This is a genomic window from Kitasatospora sp. HUAS MG31 (assembly GCF_040571325.1).
Lineage (GTDB): Bacteria > Actinomycetota > Actinomycetes > Streptomycetales > Streptomycetaceae > Kitasatospora > Kitasatospora camelliae.
Map to the genome: position 1 here is coordinate 923144 of NZ_CP159872.1, position 13088 is coordinate 936231.

At 74.0% G+C, this 13088-nt stretch carries 13 protein-coding genes and 1 pseudogene; 6 read left to right on the top strand and 8 right to left on the bottom strand.

Annotation, left to right across the window (positions count from 1 at the left end):
* Window positions 1-20: 20 nt before the first annotated feature.
* Window positions 21-761, bottom strand: coding sequence for a DUF1775 domain-containing protein (locus ABWK59_RS04310; protein WP_354637957.1), 741 nt, complete (start codon window positions 759-761; stop codon window positions 21-23).
* Between the two features lie 101 nt (window positions 762-862).
* A complete protein-coding gene (locus tag ABWK59_RS04315) occupies window positions 863-2695 on the bottom strand; it encodes a glycoside hydrolase family 15 protein (RefSeq protein WP_354637958.1) in 1833 nt (610 codons plus the stop codon).
* 262 nt (window positions 2696-2957) lie between these two features.
* Between ABWK59_RS04315 and ABWK59_RS04320 the strand changes: the two genes are divergently transcribed.
* Together ABWK59_RS04320 and ABWK59_RS04325 are read left to right on the top strand one after the other, a co-directional pair.
* Window positions 2958-3263, top strand: a complete 306-nt coding sequence (locus tag ABWK59_RS04320) for a hypothetical protein (protein WP_354637959.1) — start codon at window positions 2958-2960, stop codon at window positions 3261-3263.
* Window positions 3264-3806: 543 nt separating this feature from the next.
* On the top strand, window positions 3807-4034 hold the full coding sequence (locus ABWK59_RS04325; protein WP_354637960.1) for a hypothetical protein: 228 nt from the start codon (window positions 3807-3809) through the stop codon (window positions 4032-4034).
* Window positions 4035-4088: 54 nt separating this feature from the next.
* On the opposite strand, the gene ABWK59_RS04330 is transcribed toward ABWK59_RS04325, so the two are convergent.
* Window positions 4089-6506 carry an FHA domain-containing protein gene (locus ABWK59_RS04330; protein ID WP_354637961.1) on the bottom strand — a complete coding sequence of 806 codons (2418 nt, stop codon included), beginning with the start codon at window positions 6504-6506 and terminating at the stop codon, window positions 4089-4091.
* A gap of 186 nt (window positions 6507-6692) precedes the next feature.
* Here ABWK59_RS04330 and ABWK59_RS04335 point away from each other — a divergent pair.
* Window positions 6693-6782 (top strand): annotated as a pseudogene (locus tag ABWK59_RS04335) (TetR/AcrR family transcriptional regulator); the annotation flags it as partial.
* Between the two features lie 71 nt (window positions 6783-6853).
* Here the strand turns inward: ABWK59_RS04335 and ABWK59_RS04340 are convergent.
* Together ABWK59_RS04340 and ABWK59_RS04345 are read right to left on the bottom strand one after the other, a co-directional pair.
* Window positions 6854-8212 carry a dihydrolipoyl dehydrogenase family protein gene (locus ABWK59_RS04340; protein ID WP_354637962.1) on the bottom strand — a complete coding sequence of 453 codons (1359 nt, stop codon included), beginning with the start codon at window positions 8210-8212 and terminating at the stop codon, window positions 6854-6856.
* Window positions 8213-8254: 42 nt separating this feature from the next.
* A complete protein-coding gene (locus ABWK59_RS04345; protein ID WP_354637963.1) occupies window positions 8255-9025 on the bottom strand; it encodes a hypothetical protein in 771 nt (256 codons plus the stop codon).
* A gap of 163 nt (window positions 9026-9188) precedes the next feature.
* Here ABWK59_RS04345 and ABWK59_RS04350 point away from each other — a divergent pair, with 163 nt between their 5' ends.
* Complete coding sequence (locus ABWK59_RS04350; protein WP_354637964.1) at window positions 9189-9851, top strand: HAD family hydrolase; 663 nt, start codon at window positions 9189-9191, stop codon at window positions 9849-9851.
* Between the two features lie 24 nt (window positions 9852-9875).
* On the opposite strand, the gene ABWK59_RS04355 is transcribed toward ABWK59_RS04350, so the two are convergent.
* A complete protein-coding gene (locus ABWK59_RS04355) occupies window positions 9876-10052 on the bottom strand; it encodes a hypothetical protein (protein ID WP_420492729.1) in 177 nt (58 codons plus the stop codon).
* On the opposite strand from ABWK59_RS04355, the gene ABWK59_RS04360 reads away from it, so the two are divergent.
* Entirely contained in the window at window positions 10039-10293 is a 255-nt protein-coding gene (locus ABWK59_RS04360) for a hypothetical protein (RefSeq protein WP_354645203.1), read from the top strand. The genes ABWK59_RS04355 and ABWK59_RS04360 overlap by 14 nt on opposite strands.
* Window positions 10294-10310: 17 nt before the next feature.
* On the opposite strand, the gene ABWK59_RS04365 is transcribed toward ABWK59_RS04360, so the two are convergent.
* Window positions 10311-11258 carry a quinone oxidoreductase family protein gene (locus tag ABWK59_RS04365; RefSeq protein WP_354637965.1) on the bottom strand — a complete coding sequence of 316 codons (948 nt, stop codon included), beginning with the start codon at window positions 11256-11258 and terminating at the stop codon, window positions 10311-10313.
* A 91-nt stretch (window positions 11259-11349) separates the two neighbouring features.
* Here ABWK59_RS04365 and ABWK59_RS04370 point away from each other — a divergent pair, with 91 nt between their 5' ends.
* Window positions 11350-11805: a MarR family winged helix-turn-helix transcriptional regulator gene (locus ABWK59_RS04370; RefSeq protein ID WP_354637966.1), complete on the top strand. Its 456-nt coding sequence runs from the start codon at window positions 11350-11352 to the stop codon at window positions 11803-11805.
* A gap of 103 nt (window positions 11806-11908) precedes the next feature.
* Here ABWK59_RS04370 and ABWK59_RS04375 read toward each other — a convergent pair whose 3' ends face one another.
* Entirely contained in the window at window positions 11909-12982 is a 1074-nt protein-coding gene (locus tag ABWK59_RS04375; protein ID WP_420492730.1) for a YihY/virulence factor BrkB family protein, read from the bottom strand.
* Between the last annotated feature and the right edge of the window lie 106 nt (window positions 12983-13088).

Below are 13088 nucleotides of genomic sequence, written 5' to 3' on the forward strand. Positions count from 1 at the left end.
TCCGGAGCTCAGTGGGCAGGTCAGCGCCCGGCGCTCCCGCGGGACCGGCGCCACCACCGGGCACCCGCGGCCGCGACGACCACGATCGCGGCGGCCACGGCGAGCGGGACGGCCGGGGAGCCGCCGCCACCGCCCCCGGAGGCCGGTGCCGAGGAGGCGGACGAGGGCGAGGGCGTGGCCTGCGGGGAGTGGGGCGAGGGTGACGGCGTCGCCTGCGGGGAGGCGTCGGGGGCCGGGCCGGAGGCGGAGGCGGTCAGCGGGAGCGGGGTCGCTCCGGGAGCCGCCGGCGCCAGGGCGAGGACGGGCGCGGGGTGCTCCGGGGTCGCGCCGTTCTGCGGAAGCTCGATCCAGCGGTCGACCCGGCCGTCGCCGTAGGTCTCCACGGTCTTGAACACCAGCTGTGGCGCGTTCGGCAGCTGCCGGACTGTGATCGTGTGCACCGCGTCCTCGCCGGAGTCGAGCGCCGGACCGCCGACCGTGTAGCCGTCGGCGGTGGCGGTGAGGGTCCATCCCTGCGGCGCCCGGGCCAGGGTGACGTCACCGGGGGCGATGCCCTCGGGCAGGACGACCCGGACCTCGGCGATGCCGGCCGTCTGCGACTCCGCCTCGCCGGTGAAGGTGACGGCGGCCTCGGTGACCAGGGCCCGGGCCGGCTGTGCCTCCACTTCCACATGGGCGAGGGCGGGCACCGCGGGGGCGAGGAATCCGGCCGCGACGACGGCGATCGCCGCGGCACGGCCGAGCAGACGGGAGGGGGTCATGGCGCCCATGCTCCCCTGCCGGGACCTGTCCGGCCGACCGGCTCGCGGCAGGGCGCACTGCCGCGGCCGTCCGGCCGGTTCGGCCGGTTCGGCCGGTGGGCTCAGCCGAGGGCGCGGTCGAGGTTGACGGCGGCGCTGATCAGCGCGAGGTGGGTGAACGCCTGGGGGAAGTTGCCGAGTTGTTCCCCGGTACGGCCGATCTCCTCGGCGTAGAGGCCGAGGTGGTTGGCGTAGGTGAGCATCTTCTCGAAGGCCAGCCGGGCGTCCTCCAGGCGTCCGGCGCGGGTGAGCGCCTCGACGTACCAGAAGGAGCAGATGGAGAAGGTGCCCTCGGAGCCGTGCAGGCCGTCGGGGCTGGCCTCGGGGTCGTAGCGGTAGACCAGCGAGTCGGAGACCAGGTCCGCGGTGAGCGCGTCCAGGGTCGAGAGCCACTTGGGGTCGGTGGGCGAGACGAACTTGGCCATCGGCATCATCAGCACGGAGGCGTCGAGGACGTCGCCGCCCAGTCCCTGGACGAACGCCCCGCGCTCGCTCGACCAGCCCTCCCGCATGATCTGCCGGTAGATCGCGTCCCGGTTCTGCCGCCAGCGCGGGAGGTCGGCCGGCAGGCCGCGCCGGTTGGCCATCCGGATGGCGCGTTCGAGCGCCACCCAGCACATCAGCCGCGAGTAGACGAAGTTCCGCCGGCCGCCCCGGGTCTCCCAGACGCCCTCGTCGGGCCGGTCCCAGTGGTCGCAGAGCCAGTCCACCACGGCGCCGACCTCGTCCCAGTGGTCGCTGCTGATCGGCTGTCCCCACTTGTCGTACAGGTAGACGGAATCGATCAGCGCTCCGTAGATGTCCAGTTGGAGCTGCTCGGTGGCGGCGTTCCCGACCCGCACCGGCGCGGATCCCAGGTGCCCCCTGAGGTGGGGCAGCTCGTATTCGGGCAGGTCGCAGCGCCCGTCGATGCCGTACATGATCTGCAGCGGCCCGGTCGCGCCGGTGCCGCGCATGATCCCGTGCTCGGAGATGAAGCCCATGAACGCCTCGGCCTCGGAGGTGAAGCCCAGACGGAGCATGGCGTAGACGCAGAACGCGGCGTCGCGGACCCACATGTACCGGTAGTCCCAGTTGCGCTCGCCGCCGACCCGCTCGGGCAGGCTGGTCGTCGGCGCGGCCACGATCGCACCGGTCGGCACGTAGGTGAGCAGCTTCAGCACCAGCGCGGAGCGGTGCACCATCTCCCGCCACCGGCCGCGGTAGCGCGAGCGGCCCAGCCAGTGGCCCCAGAACCGGACCGTCGCCTCGAACTGCTCCTGGGCCTCGGCGCGCGGACAGGCCCGCGGGCGGACGTCGCCACTGATCCGGTCGAGGGCGAACACCACGGACTCGCCCTCGAGCAGCTTGAAGCGCGACCACACGTCCGTGCCGTCGGTTTCGAGGGGTGCGGTGGAGGTCAGCGCCAGGGAGAGCGACGGGGACTCGAAGACGGCCTCGTGGGCCTCGGCCCGCACCGTGTGCGCCTCGGCGCCGTAGCCGAAGCGGGGGGCGATCCGCGCTCCGAACGGAAGGGTTCCCCGGACGCACACCACCCGCCGGATCAGCCGGTGCCGGGCCGCCTCGCGCGACTCGTCGACGACCGGCATGAAGTCCTGGATCTCCGCCACCCCGTCGGCGGCGTAGAACCGCGTGATCAGCACGTTGGTGTCGGGGAAGTAGAACTGGCGGGTACGCGCCGGTACGTCGGCGGCCAGCCGGAAGGATCCGCCCCGGTCGGGATCGAGGATGGCGGCGAACACGCTCGGCGCGTCGAAGCGCGGGCAGCAGTACCAGTCGATGGTGCCGTCGGTGGCGACGAGCGCGGCCGTGCGGAGATCACCGATCAGACCGTGCTCGGAGATCGGCGGATGGCCTGCGCCGTCCAGCCGCGCGGATCCGTACCCGAACTCCATGTCGGCCTCCCTACCGTGTCGCCGGGGGCGGGGTGCGGGGATCGAGAAGTCCTTGCCTCTCATGGTAGGTCGGCCCGGGACACCGGCACGGCGGGCCCGTCGACCGGCCTCGGTACGGGAGGACCGGGCGGCGCCGAGACGGCGGAGGAGCCCGGAACAGGGCGATTCCGCCGGGAGCAGGTATGCAGGAGACATGGAATCTCGGTGGCGATGGGATCCGCGGTGGCCGCGGCAGCAGGGCCGTACGCTGCTGATCATCCCCTTGGCACTGATCGTGGTCATCTCCCTCGTGGACATGCTGGCGCCGCCGGACGTCCACCTCGGACCGCTGCTGGTCGCCGCCCCGGCGCTCACGGCCTCCTTCGCCGGGCCGTGGACCACCGCCGCCGTCGGCGGGGCGGCCGTGCTGGCCCAGGGGATCGTCGCGGCGGTGCGAACCACCCTGGTCGACCTCAACCACGGCGTCCAGATCGTCTCCCTGGCGTTGATCTCCCTGCTCGTCGCATGGGGCCGCGGGACGACCCGGGCCGGTCGCGGGTCTGACTGCCCGTACCGCCACCACCGCTGACAGCCTGTCCGTCCTCGGCCACGTCGCCGACGCCGACGCGTCCCTCGTCCGTGCCTTGCGCCGCGCCCCGCAGCGGGTCGGGTACCGCGGTGACCAGGCCACCGCCGTCGCCGCGTCGGCACGGCGGCGGGGGGTGTCCGGGCGTGCACGGGGTGCTCATTGACAGCGCTGCGGGGCGGTGGGAGCGTGGAGGACAACCTGCCGTGCGCAACGGGGAGGCGCTTCAGGGCCGGGGGGTCGACCGGAAGGTCCGCCCGGGGGTCGAAGCTCCGCCGGCAGGTCACGGGGCGCGTCAGGACGGTCCTGAGACCGCGACAGCGCTCCTCCCGAGGGCCGGGCCCGTCCGTACGGACCGCTGCGCGAAGCGTCGTACGGCGCGTGGCGCGGGCGTCATCACCGCCTGCCGCGCACCCCGCGCGGGACGCCACCGCCTGCCGCCCTCGTCCGGGATCCGCCCCGCCTGCCCGCGGGCGTCCGCGGCGCCGGCCTGCCCGGCCCCGCACCGGCTCCATCACCCGCGCGCCCCTGACCTGGAGGCCAGTCATGTCCGAGCCCGAGCCCGCGCCCGAGCGGCTGCCGGATACCGAGCTGATGCCGGATGAGATCGCCCTCGTCCTGGAGTACGTGGAGATCCCCCCGGGACTCCCGATGGACTACGCGGACCTGAGGAAGGCCAAGCTCGCCAAGGCCATGGGCGGCTGGTTCCGCAAGATCGGCCCCGGCCTCTACGAGATCGTGCCCCATACGGGCCGCTCCCCCAGACGCAGCTGACCCCGGGGGCGCTGCCCCCGGGGCCGCCGGCCGTGGTCCCGGTGTGCCGGGCGGCTACTTCCGCATGATCTCCGGTTCCTGGCGGCGCAGCAGGGCCAGGACGGCGAGGCCCAGCGCCGCCGAGAGGGCGACCAGCATCAGCATGCAGCGCAGCCAGGTGGAGCGGTCGGGCCGGAACAGCGGGTCGGCGGTGATCCTGGTCGGGAAGACCGTGTGCAGGTCGATGGTCTGGGCCATCGCGGCCAGGCCCCAGCGGGACGGCACCACCCAGGCGAACTGCTCCAGGCCGGGCACCCCGTGCAGCCGCAGCATGGCGCCGGCGAACACGATCTGCACCACCGAGAGCAGCACCAGCATCGGCATGGTGGCCTCCTCCTTGCGGACCAGCGCGGAGACCAGCAGGCCGAGCATCATGGCGGTGAACGAGAGCATGGCGACGGCGATGATCAGCTCGGCCAGCGGCGGCATCATCACCCCGATCTCCACCTCCTGTCCGGTCGGCAGGGTCGGAGCAAGGTCGACGCCTGCCAGCCCGACCGTGGTCAGTACGGCCGCCTGCACCACCGTGACCGTGCCGAGCACCACCACCTTGGAGACCAGGTAGGCCGATCTGGACAGGCCGACCACCCGTTCGCGCTGGTAGATCGGCCGTTCCTTGACCACCTCGCGGACCGCGTTGGCCGAGCCGGTGAGCAGGCCGCCGATACAGAGCGTGAGCAGGACGTTGACCGCGTTCTCCGAGGAGATCGCCGTACCGGCCATCGCCCTGGCCATCACGCCGATGACGAACGGGAGGGCGATCATCACGGTGAGGAAGAGCCGGTCGGCGGCCAGCACGGCGGTGTACCGGCGGACCAGCGTGGACAGCTGGGAGAACCAGCCCTGCGGCTTCTCCGGACCGATCGGGCTCCCGCCGGGCCGCCCGCCGCGGCCCGCGCCCCGGCCCGGCGCGGCCCCGGAGCCGGGGTGGACCGCCGGGGCCCCGGGCTGGACGGCCGGCGCCGCCCCGGCGGCCACGTACCGCTGGTACTGCGGGGACTCCCGGAACCGGCGCTGCCAGCCGTCGTGGTCCTCGTTCTCGAAGGCCTCGAACGCCTCCGGCCATTCGGTGAAGCCGAAGAACGGCAGCGCCTCGTCGGGCGGGCCGTAGTAGGCGGTCCGGCCGCCGGGGGCCAGCACCAGCAGCCGGTCGCAGACGTTCAGGCTGAGCACGCTGTGGGTGACCACCACCACCGTGCGGCCGTCGTCGGCGAGGCCGCGCAGCATCTGCATCACCGAGCGCTCCATGCCCGGGTCCAGCCCCGAGGTCGGCTCGTCGAGGAACAGCAGCGACGGCTTGGTGAGCAGTTCCAGGGCGACGCTGACGCGTTTGCGCTGGCCGCCGGAGAGGCTGGAGATCACCAGGTCGGCGCGGGCGTCCAGGCCGAGCTCGCGGATCACCTCGGTGACCCGGGCCTCCCGCTCGTGCTTGGCGGTGTCGCCGGGGAAGCGTAATTCGGCCGCGTAGGAGAGCGCGCGGCGCACGGTCAACTGGGTGTGCAGGATGTCGTCCTGCGGCACCAGGCCGATCCGGCGGCGCAGTTCGGCGTAGTCGCGGTAGAGGTCGCGTCCGTCGTAGAGGACGGTGCCCTCGTCGGCGGGGCGCAGCCCGGTGAGCGCGTTGAGCAGGGTGGACTTGCCGGCGCCGCTGGGGCCGGCCACGGCGAGCAGCGCCCGCTCGGGGAGCGGGAAGCCGACGCCGTCCAGCAGCACCCGCCGGTCCGGGCCGACCCGGACCACCAGGTCCTGGACGTCGAGCGAGATCTCGCCGGTGTCGGTGTACTCGACCAGTTCGTCGCCGGAGAGGCAGAGTGCGGAGTGGCCGATGCCGATGATGTCGGCCGGGCCGACCCTGGCCCGCAGCACCGGGCCGCCGTTGACGTAGGTGCCGTTGTGGCTGTCCAGGTCGACGATCTCGTGGCCGCCGTCCGGCCGGGTGCGCAGCTCGGCGTGGTGGCGGGAGACCCCGAGGTCGTCGAGGACGAGGTCGTTGTCGCGGGCCCGTCCGATCCGTACCGTCCGGCCGGGCAGCCGCAGCACGGAGCTCGGGCGCCGGAACACGCTGGAGGACTGCGGGGTGATCAGCGAGGTCCGCTCGCCGGCGGCCGGTGCGGGCAGGTCGGCGAGGGTGGCGACCGGGCCGTCGGCCGGATCGCCGAACCGCAGGCGGCTGCCGGGGCCGACGTCCTCGTGCTGGATCCGGCGACCGCCGGAGAAGGTGCCGTTGGTGCTGCCGACGTCCTCCAGCAGCCAGTGGTCGACGGTGGCGCGCAGCACGGCGTGGTGCCAGGACACCCGGGGGTCGTCGAGGACGATCTCGCTCGTCGGGTCGCGGCCGACGTGGTAGGCCCGGCGCGGATCGATCAGCTGCGAGTCCGTGTCGGTGACGAGAACCAGGGGCGGCGCGGTGGGCGCGCCGGTGCGCTCTCCCATGGTTCGGATTCTAGGGCCGACCGGCAGGAGGCATCACTCGAGCGGCGGGTGGCGGGGCTGGTGGCCCCGTGGTAGCGCGGGGTCGCGCGTTGGACGTCGCGGTTCAGGCGCCGCACACGGCCGTCCTGGACGCCCTGGCGCGGCGGGCGGCCGAGGCCGGACCGCGGTTCCGGTAGGAGACCGGACCGCGTGTTCGCCGCCCTCGACCCGGCCGAACTCCCCCGGCTGGCCGAAGTCGCCGACCGCTGGGCTCCGTTGACCGCCGAGGACACCTAGCGCGCGGGCCTGCGCGCCCTGGTCGACGGCCTCCTCACCGCCGCCTGAGGCACCTGGCGCGTGCGCCGGGATCAGTCCAGGTCGTCGAGGGCCGCTTGGACGGCGCCGTGGAAGGTCGGGTAGGCGTGGATCATCGACCGCAGCCGGGTCACCGGCACGGCGGCGTCCACGGCGATCAGCAGGCCGTACAGCACCTCGCCGCCCGTCGGGCCGACCGCGGTGGCGCCGACCAGGACGCCGCGTTCGGCGTCGGCGACCAGTTTCACCAGGCCGGCGTTGCCGCGCTTGTGGATCCAGCCGCGGGCCGAGGAGGGCAGCTCGGCCGTGCCGGTCCGGACGGTCAACCCCCGTTCCACCGCCTCCCGTTCGGTCAGGCCCACCGCGCCCACCTCCGGGTCGGTGAAGGTGACCCGGGGGACGGCCCGGTCGCCGTCGGTCGGCGGGTCCTCGCCGAGGATGTCCCGCACGGCCGACTCGGCCTGGTGGAGGGCGACATGGGTGAAGGCGCCGCGGCCGGTCAGGTCGCCGACGGCCCACAGGCCGGGGGCGGCCCGCATCCGGCCGTCCACGGCGACCGCGTCGGCCTCCGGGTCGAGTCCGACCGACTCCAGCCCCAGGCCGGTGAGGTCGGGGCGACGGCCGGTGGCGACCAGCAACTGCTCGGCGTACAGCACCTCGCCGCTGTCCAGGGTCACCTCGAAGCCGCCCGGCCGGTGCCCGACCGAGAAGGCCGTCCGGCCCGGCCGGACCGTCGTCCCCTCGCCCTCCAGGACCTCGGCCAGCACCCGTCCCGCCTCGGGCTCCTCGGCGGGCAGCAGGTGGCCGGCGGCCTCCACCACGGTGACGGAGGTGCCGAACCGGCCGAACACCTGGGCGAGTTCGAGGCCGATCGCGCCACCGCCGAGGACGATCAGCGACTGCGGCAGGCGGCGCGCTGCCACGGCCTGGCGGTGCGTCCAGTACGGCAAGCCGTCCAGGCCCGGCACCTCGGGGACGAACGGCTTCGCACCCGTCGCCAGCACCACCGCGCGGCGGGCCGTCAGCAGCTGGCCGTCCACCGCCACCCGGCCGGGACCGGCCAGCCGGCCGCGCCCGCGGACCAGGTGGCCGCCGCGGTCGGTGAAGCGGTCGGCGGCCGCCCTGTCGTCCCAGTCGTCGGTGGCCTCCTCGCGGATCCGGGCCGCGACGGGCGCCCAGTCGGCCGTCACCTCGGCCTTGCCGCCCATCCCGGGCAGCCGCCGCGCCTCGGCGAGGAGCCCGGCCGCGCGGACCATCATCTTGCTCGGCACACACGCCCAGTACGGGCACTCGCCGCCGACCAGCTCGGCCTCCACGCCGGCCACCTCCAGGCCGGCGCCGGCCAGCCGGTTGGCGAGGTGCTCGCCACCCGGGCCCATGCCGACCACCACCACATCGACGAGGCGTTCCACCACGGATCTCCTTTCGGACGACGTGACGACGTACGGACTCCCTCAGTCCGGCGGCTCCGGCGGCCGGGGGTCCTCCTCCGGCCGGTCCGGGCCGGGGGCGGGCTCGGACGGGACGGGGATGTCCGGCTCGGGCGGCTGCGGCCGGCCCGGGGGCGCGGGCGGATCCGGGGGCACCGGACGCCCGGGGGGCTCGGTCGGTTCGGGTGGGGCCGGCGGTTCGGGCGGCGCCGGCGGGACCGGTGGGAAGGGGGAGACATCGGGATCCGGTGGCACGGGAACGGTGCCCATCGTCCTGCTCCTCTCGGCGAAACGGCGATCGGCTCGTCCGGTCTCCCGTCGCGCGTACCCGTCCGCCCGCACGGCAATCCGCTCGGCACGGGCGGACCGGCCCCCTTCGGCCCGTCCCGGACCTGTCCGCCTGACCCGGTTCCGCCCCAGCCCGAGCCCGGCCCGGCCGCAGGCGCGCCCGAGGGCCCGCACCGCCTCGCCGACGGCCCCCAGCCGGTGCGCGGCCCACTGCTGGGCGCTGCGGGCGTGGGAACGGCGGTCGAAGCGGCCGTGGGCACCGTGGTCCCGGCAGACGTCCACCGGGCGGAACAGGTTGTCCGGGTCGCGGACGCCGCGGCGCTCCCCGCTCTGCTGCGAGGAGAAGCCGGTCCGCGCCAGGTAGCGGTCCAGCAGACCCGGCCCGACCGCGTTCACCGGCAGGGTCGCCATCGTGCTGCCGCCGACCCGGTACTCCCGCCGCGCGGGGTGGTCGGCCGCGTACAGCACGGCGCGGGCGGCGACCTCGGGCTGGTAGATCGGCGGCACCGGCTGCGGAGGGCGCCGTCAAACGGACCCTCCCCGCCGTGCGTGCGGGCCGGCGGGGCGGTCGTGGCGTCGGAGTCGTAGCGTCGGAGGTGGGCCACGGCCGGGCCGGCGCCGAGGATGCGCGGCGAGCGACCGCGGAGAGCGCAGAGAGGTGGGACGTCCCATGCCGGCTGCCGCGTTGTTCGACGTCGACGGAACGCTGCTCGACACCAACTACCTGCACACCATCGCGTGGGCGGAGGCCCTCGCGCAGTTCGGTCACACCCCGCCGATGGCCCGCATCCACGGGTCGATCGGCATGGGCGGCGACCACCTGCTCGACCACGTCCTCGGCGACGACCGGGACCGCGGCCAGGACGAGGAGATCAGCGCCGCCCACCAGGTGCTGTTCGCCCGGCTGTGGCCCAACCTCCGGGCCTTCGCCTCGGCCGCGGAGCTGCTGCGGCAGGTGAGGGACCGGGGCTGGCGGGTCGTGCTGGCCTCCTCCGCCTCGGCCCGGGACCTCGCGGTGATGCGGCGTGTCCTGGACGCCGAGGACGCGATCGACGACGCCACCGGCGCGGACGACGTGGACGCCACCAAGCCCGCGCCGGACCTGGTCGAGGCCGCGCTCGCCAAGGCCGGGGCGGAGCCCGGGGAGGCGGTGTTCATCGGGGACACGCTGTGGGACGTGGAGGCGGCCGTGCGCTCGCACGTACGGTGCGTGGCGGTGCTGTCCGGGGGCTTCGGGGAGCGGGCGCTGCGGGCGGCGGGGGCGCTGGAGGTGCACGCGGACGTGGGGGAGCTGCTGGCGCGGCTGGACACGAGCGTGCTGGGGCGGCCGTAGGGGTCGACAGGACGACGCGTCCGGTCAGAGTTCTTCCATCCGGATGGCCTCGCGCAGGGCGCGTTGGGCGTCGCCGTCCATACCCGGGTGCTGTTCGAGGAGGGCGGCGGCGATGGCGTCGAGCTTGCGCTGGATGGCGTGTTCGGCGCGGCGTTCGGCGTTCTTCAGCAGGGCGAGCAGCAGCAGGGTGACCGCGGTCATCGTGTCGCCGACCAGGAGCTGCCACTCCGGGGACAGCCCGGCCGCGTGGACCCCCGCCGGACTCGCCCTCGACCTGCTCTCCGCCCTCCTCGCCTGTGCCCTCGCCCTCACCTCCGTCCGCCGCCCCACCCCGACCCACGGCCCCGCCCTCCGCCGCCTCCGCCACCTCCACTCCGGCCACCTCGGCGACTACCTCGCCTGGCTGGCCCTCGGCATCGCCGCCCTCACCGCCCAGCGCTGAGCGCAATGGCAGCGGAGCTACCGGACTCGGACGATGCTCTTCCCTCGCGTGGCGCCGTTCGCGAGGTCCGCGATCGCGGTCCCTGCATCGGCGAGCTCGTGTTCGGCGGTGATGTCGATGCGGACCGAGTGGTCGGCCACCAGCGCGAGGGCGCGGGCAGCGCCGGCGGCGAGCGTGTCCGGGGCAGTACGGCTCAGCAGGCTGCTGTTGTAGGTCAGCAGCGACTGGCCGCTGGTCAGGAGGTCGTCGGCTGAGACGGTGGCGGGGCCGGAGGCGGCGATGTTGCCGTAGACGGCGAGTCGGCCGTGCGGGGCCAGGTGCGCCAGGTTGGCCGACCGGGTCGCGCCACCGACCGGATCCAGGATGACGTCGAAGGTCTCGCCGTCGAGATCGTCGGGGAAGTCGCTGCGGGTCAGGACCTCGTGGAAGCCGAAGCGACGGGCGTAGTCCGCTCGGTCCTCGGTCCCGGTGACGCCCACGATGCGGCGTGCCCCGGCAGCGGCGGCGTACTGGGCCGCCATGGTGCCGACTCCCCCGGACGCCGCGTGGATCAGCACGCTCTCCCCGGGCGCGGTCCGGGTGACCGTGTTGATCAGCTCGTAGGCGGTCGGGGTGGTCCAGCCGAATGCTGCCGCCGTACGGGGGTCGAGGTTCTCCGCGCGGACGGCCAGCACGGCCGGCGCGAGCACGACCTCGGCGTAGCCGCCGCCGGTGACCAGCGCGGCGACCTGTTCGCCGAGCCGGTTCCCGTCCACGCCTGCCCCGACCGCGACGATCCGACCGGAGGCTTCGAAGCCGGGCACGAACGGCCGGGGGACGGGGAAGTGGCCGTCGCGCACCAGCACATCACCCCACTGGACGCCTGCGTAGGCGACTCGGACCGCCACCTGGCCGGGCCCCGGATCGGGCTTCGTGGTCTCGGTGAGCCGGAATCGGTTGTCGGTACCCAGCACAACAGCCTTCATCGAGTTTCAACCTTCTGTGTCGACTCAGTAACCTGACACTGAAGGACGCTAATGAGTCTCAGGTAGTTGAGTCAAGTCATGGAGTTGAGACATGGGTGAGACGCCCGTCGAGGAGTACCTGTGCACCCGCATCCGCCGCGCCGAACAGGCCCTGATGGCCCATCACGAGGCGGTGCTGCGCGGCTACGGACTGACCATGACGCAGTACACCGTGCTGCTCGCCCTCTCCCGCGGCGACGGCCAGTCCGGGGCCCAACTCGCCCGTGCCTGCGGCGTCTCCCAGCAGAGCATGGCCACCGTCCTGAACGGCATGCAGGCCAAGGGCCTCATCACCCGCTCGGCCTCCGCCACCCACGCCAAGGTCATGATCGCCGCCCCCACCGGGGCCGGCCGCGACCTGCTGGACCGCGCCTACGACGAGGTCATCGTGCTGGAACGCGCCCTGACCGACCGCTTCAGCCCCGACGAACACCAGCAGTTCTGCGCATTCCTCGACCGCGCCACCGCCACCCTCACCGAACAGACACCCACACCCCCCGCGCGCTGACCGGACCCGCGGACGCGACCGTGGGCCGGCGGCACATGCCGATCCGACCACAGGCCGCCGCGGCAGAGAGCGGTGCAGGGCACTGCGACGGTGCCAGAACCCGTCAGGCGCCACGCGCGCCCCTGCCGTCGGTGGCGCCGGCGTCGGCGTCGCCGTCGGCGTCGGCGTCGGCGTCGGCGTCGGCGTCGGCGGGCCAGGTGCGGGTGTCACGGGGCTCGACGTACGGCTCCTCGGCGGGCGACAGGCCGGCGCGCTGGGCCTGTTCGCGGGCGAGTTCGGCGTCGAGTTCGAGGCCGAGCAGGATGGCGAGGTTGGTGAGCCACAGCCACACCAGGAAGACGATGACGCCGGCGAGGGTGCCGTAGGTCTTGTTGTAGGAGCCGAAGTTGGCGACGTACGCGGCGAATCCGGCGGACAGGGCGAGCCACAGCACGACGGCGAGTGCGCTGCCCGGGGTGATCCACCGCAGGCCCCGTCCGCGGACGTTCGGAGCGGCCCAGTACAGCAGGGCGATCATCAAGGTGACCAGGACGATGAGGACCGGCCACTTCGCGATGCCCCACACCGTGACCGCGGTGTCGCCGAGGCCGAGCACGTCGCCGGCCTTCTGCGCGACCTGCCCGGTGAAGACGACGATGACCGCGCAGAGGACCAGCAGCAGCATGGTGAGCAGGGTGAGGCCGATCCGCAGCGGCGTGGTCTTCCACATCGGCCGGCCTTCGCGGATGTCGTAGACGGCGTTGCCGGCACGGATGAACGCGCCGATGTAGCCGGAGGCGGACCAGAGGGCTCCGGCCAGGCCGAGGATGGCGATGACCCCGCCGGTGGCGCGGCTCGCCTGGAGCTGGGTGATCGCGCTGTGCAGGATGTCGCGGACCGCACCGGGCGCGAGGGCTTGGACGTTGTTCAGCACCGTGTTCGTGGCGTCGGTGCCGGTCAGTCCGAGGACGGAGACGAGGACCAGCAGGGCGGGGAAGATCGCCAGGACGCCGTAGTAGGTCAGGGCCGCGGCCCGGTCCGGCAGCTCGTCGGCGAGGAACTCCCGGCCGGTGCGTTTGAGGACCGCGATCCAGCCGCGTTTGGGAATGTCGGTCGGTCCCTTGGGTCCGCCGTTGGAGCGGGCGGCCTCCACATCGGCTCGGCCGCCGGTCGGATGGGCTTCGCGCATCGATGCCATGGGCTGGCGTGTGCCCCTTCGCGGCCCGGCGTATCCCGCATCCGGCGTCGCCGGATCGCAGAAGAGTCGGCCAGGCGCTCGTGAGGGCCTCTGCGGCGCGATGGTC

What these genes read in the sequence shown, in the direction of transcription:
- ABWK59_RS04310 (WP_354637957.1), bottom strand. Translation starts at nt 761, where the DNA reads ATGACCCCCTCCCGTCTGCTCGGCCGTGCCGCGGCGATCGCCGTCGTC.
- ABWK59_RS04315 (WP_354637958.1), bottom strand. Translation starts at nt 2,695, where the DNA reads ATGGAGTTCGGGTACGGATCCGCGCGGCTGGACGGCGCAGGCCATCCG.
- ABWK59_RS04325 (WP_354637960.1), top strand. Translation starts at nt 3,807, where the DNA reads ATGTCCGAGCCCGAGCCCGCGCCCGAGCGGCTGCCGGATACCGAGCTG.
- ABWK59_RS04330 (WP_354637961.1), bottom strand. Translation starts at nt 6,506, where the DNA reads ATGGGAGAGCGCACCGGCGCGCCCACCGCGCCGCCCCTGGTTCTCGTC.
- ABWK59_RS04350 (WP_354637964.1), top strand. Translation starts at nt 9,189, where the DNA reads ATGCCGGCTGCCGCGTTGTTCGACGTCGACGGAACGCTGCTCGACACC.
- ABWK59_RS04355 (WP_420492729.1), bottom strand. Translation starts at nt 10,052, where the DNA reads ATGACCGCGGTCACCCTGCTGCTGCTCGCCCTGCTGAAGAACGCCGAA.
- ABWK59_RS04365 (WP_354637965.1), bottom strand. Translation starts at nt 11,258, where the DNA reads ATGAAGGCTGTTGTGCTGGGTACCGACAACCGATTCCGGCTCACCGAG.
- ABWK59_RS04370 (WP_354637966.1), top strand. Translation starts at nt 11,350, where the DNA reads ATGGGTGAGACGCCCGTCGAGGAGTACCTGTGCACCCGCATCCGCCGC.
- ABWK59_RS04375 (WP_420492730.1), bottom strand. Translation starts at nt 12,982, where the DNA reads ATGGCATCGATGCGCGAAGCCCATCCGACCGGCGGCCGAGCCGATGTG.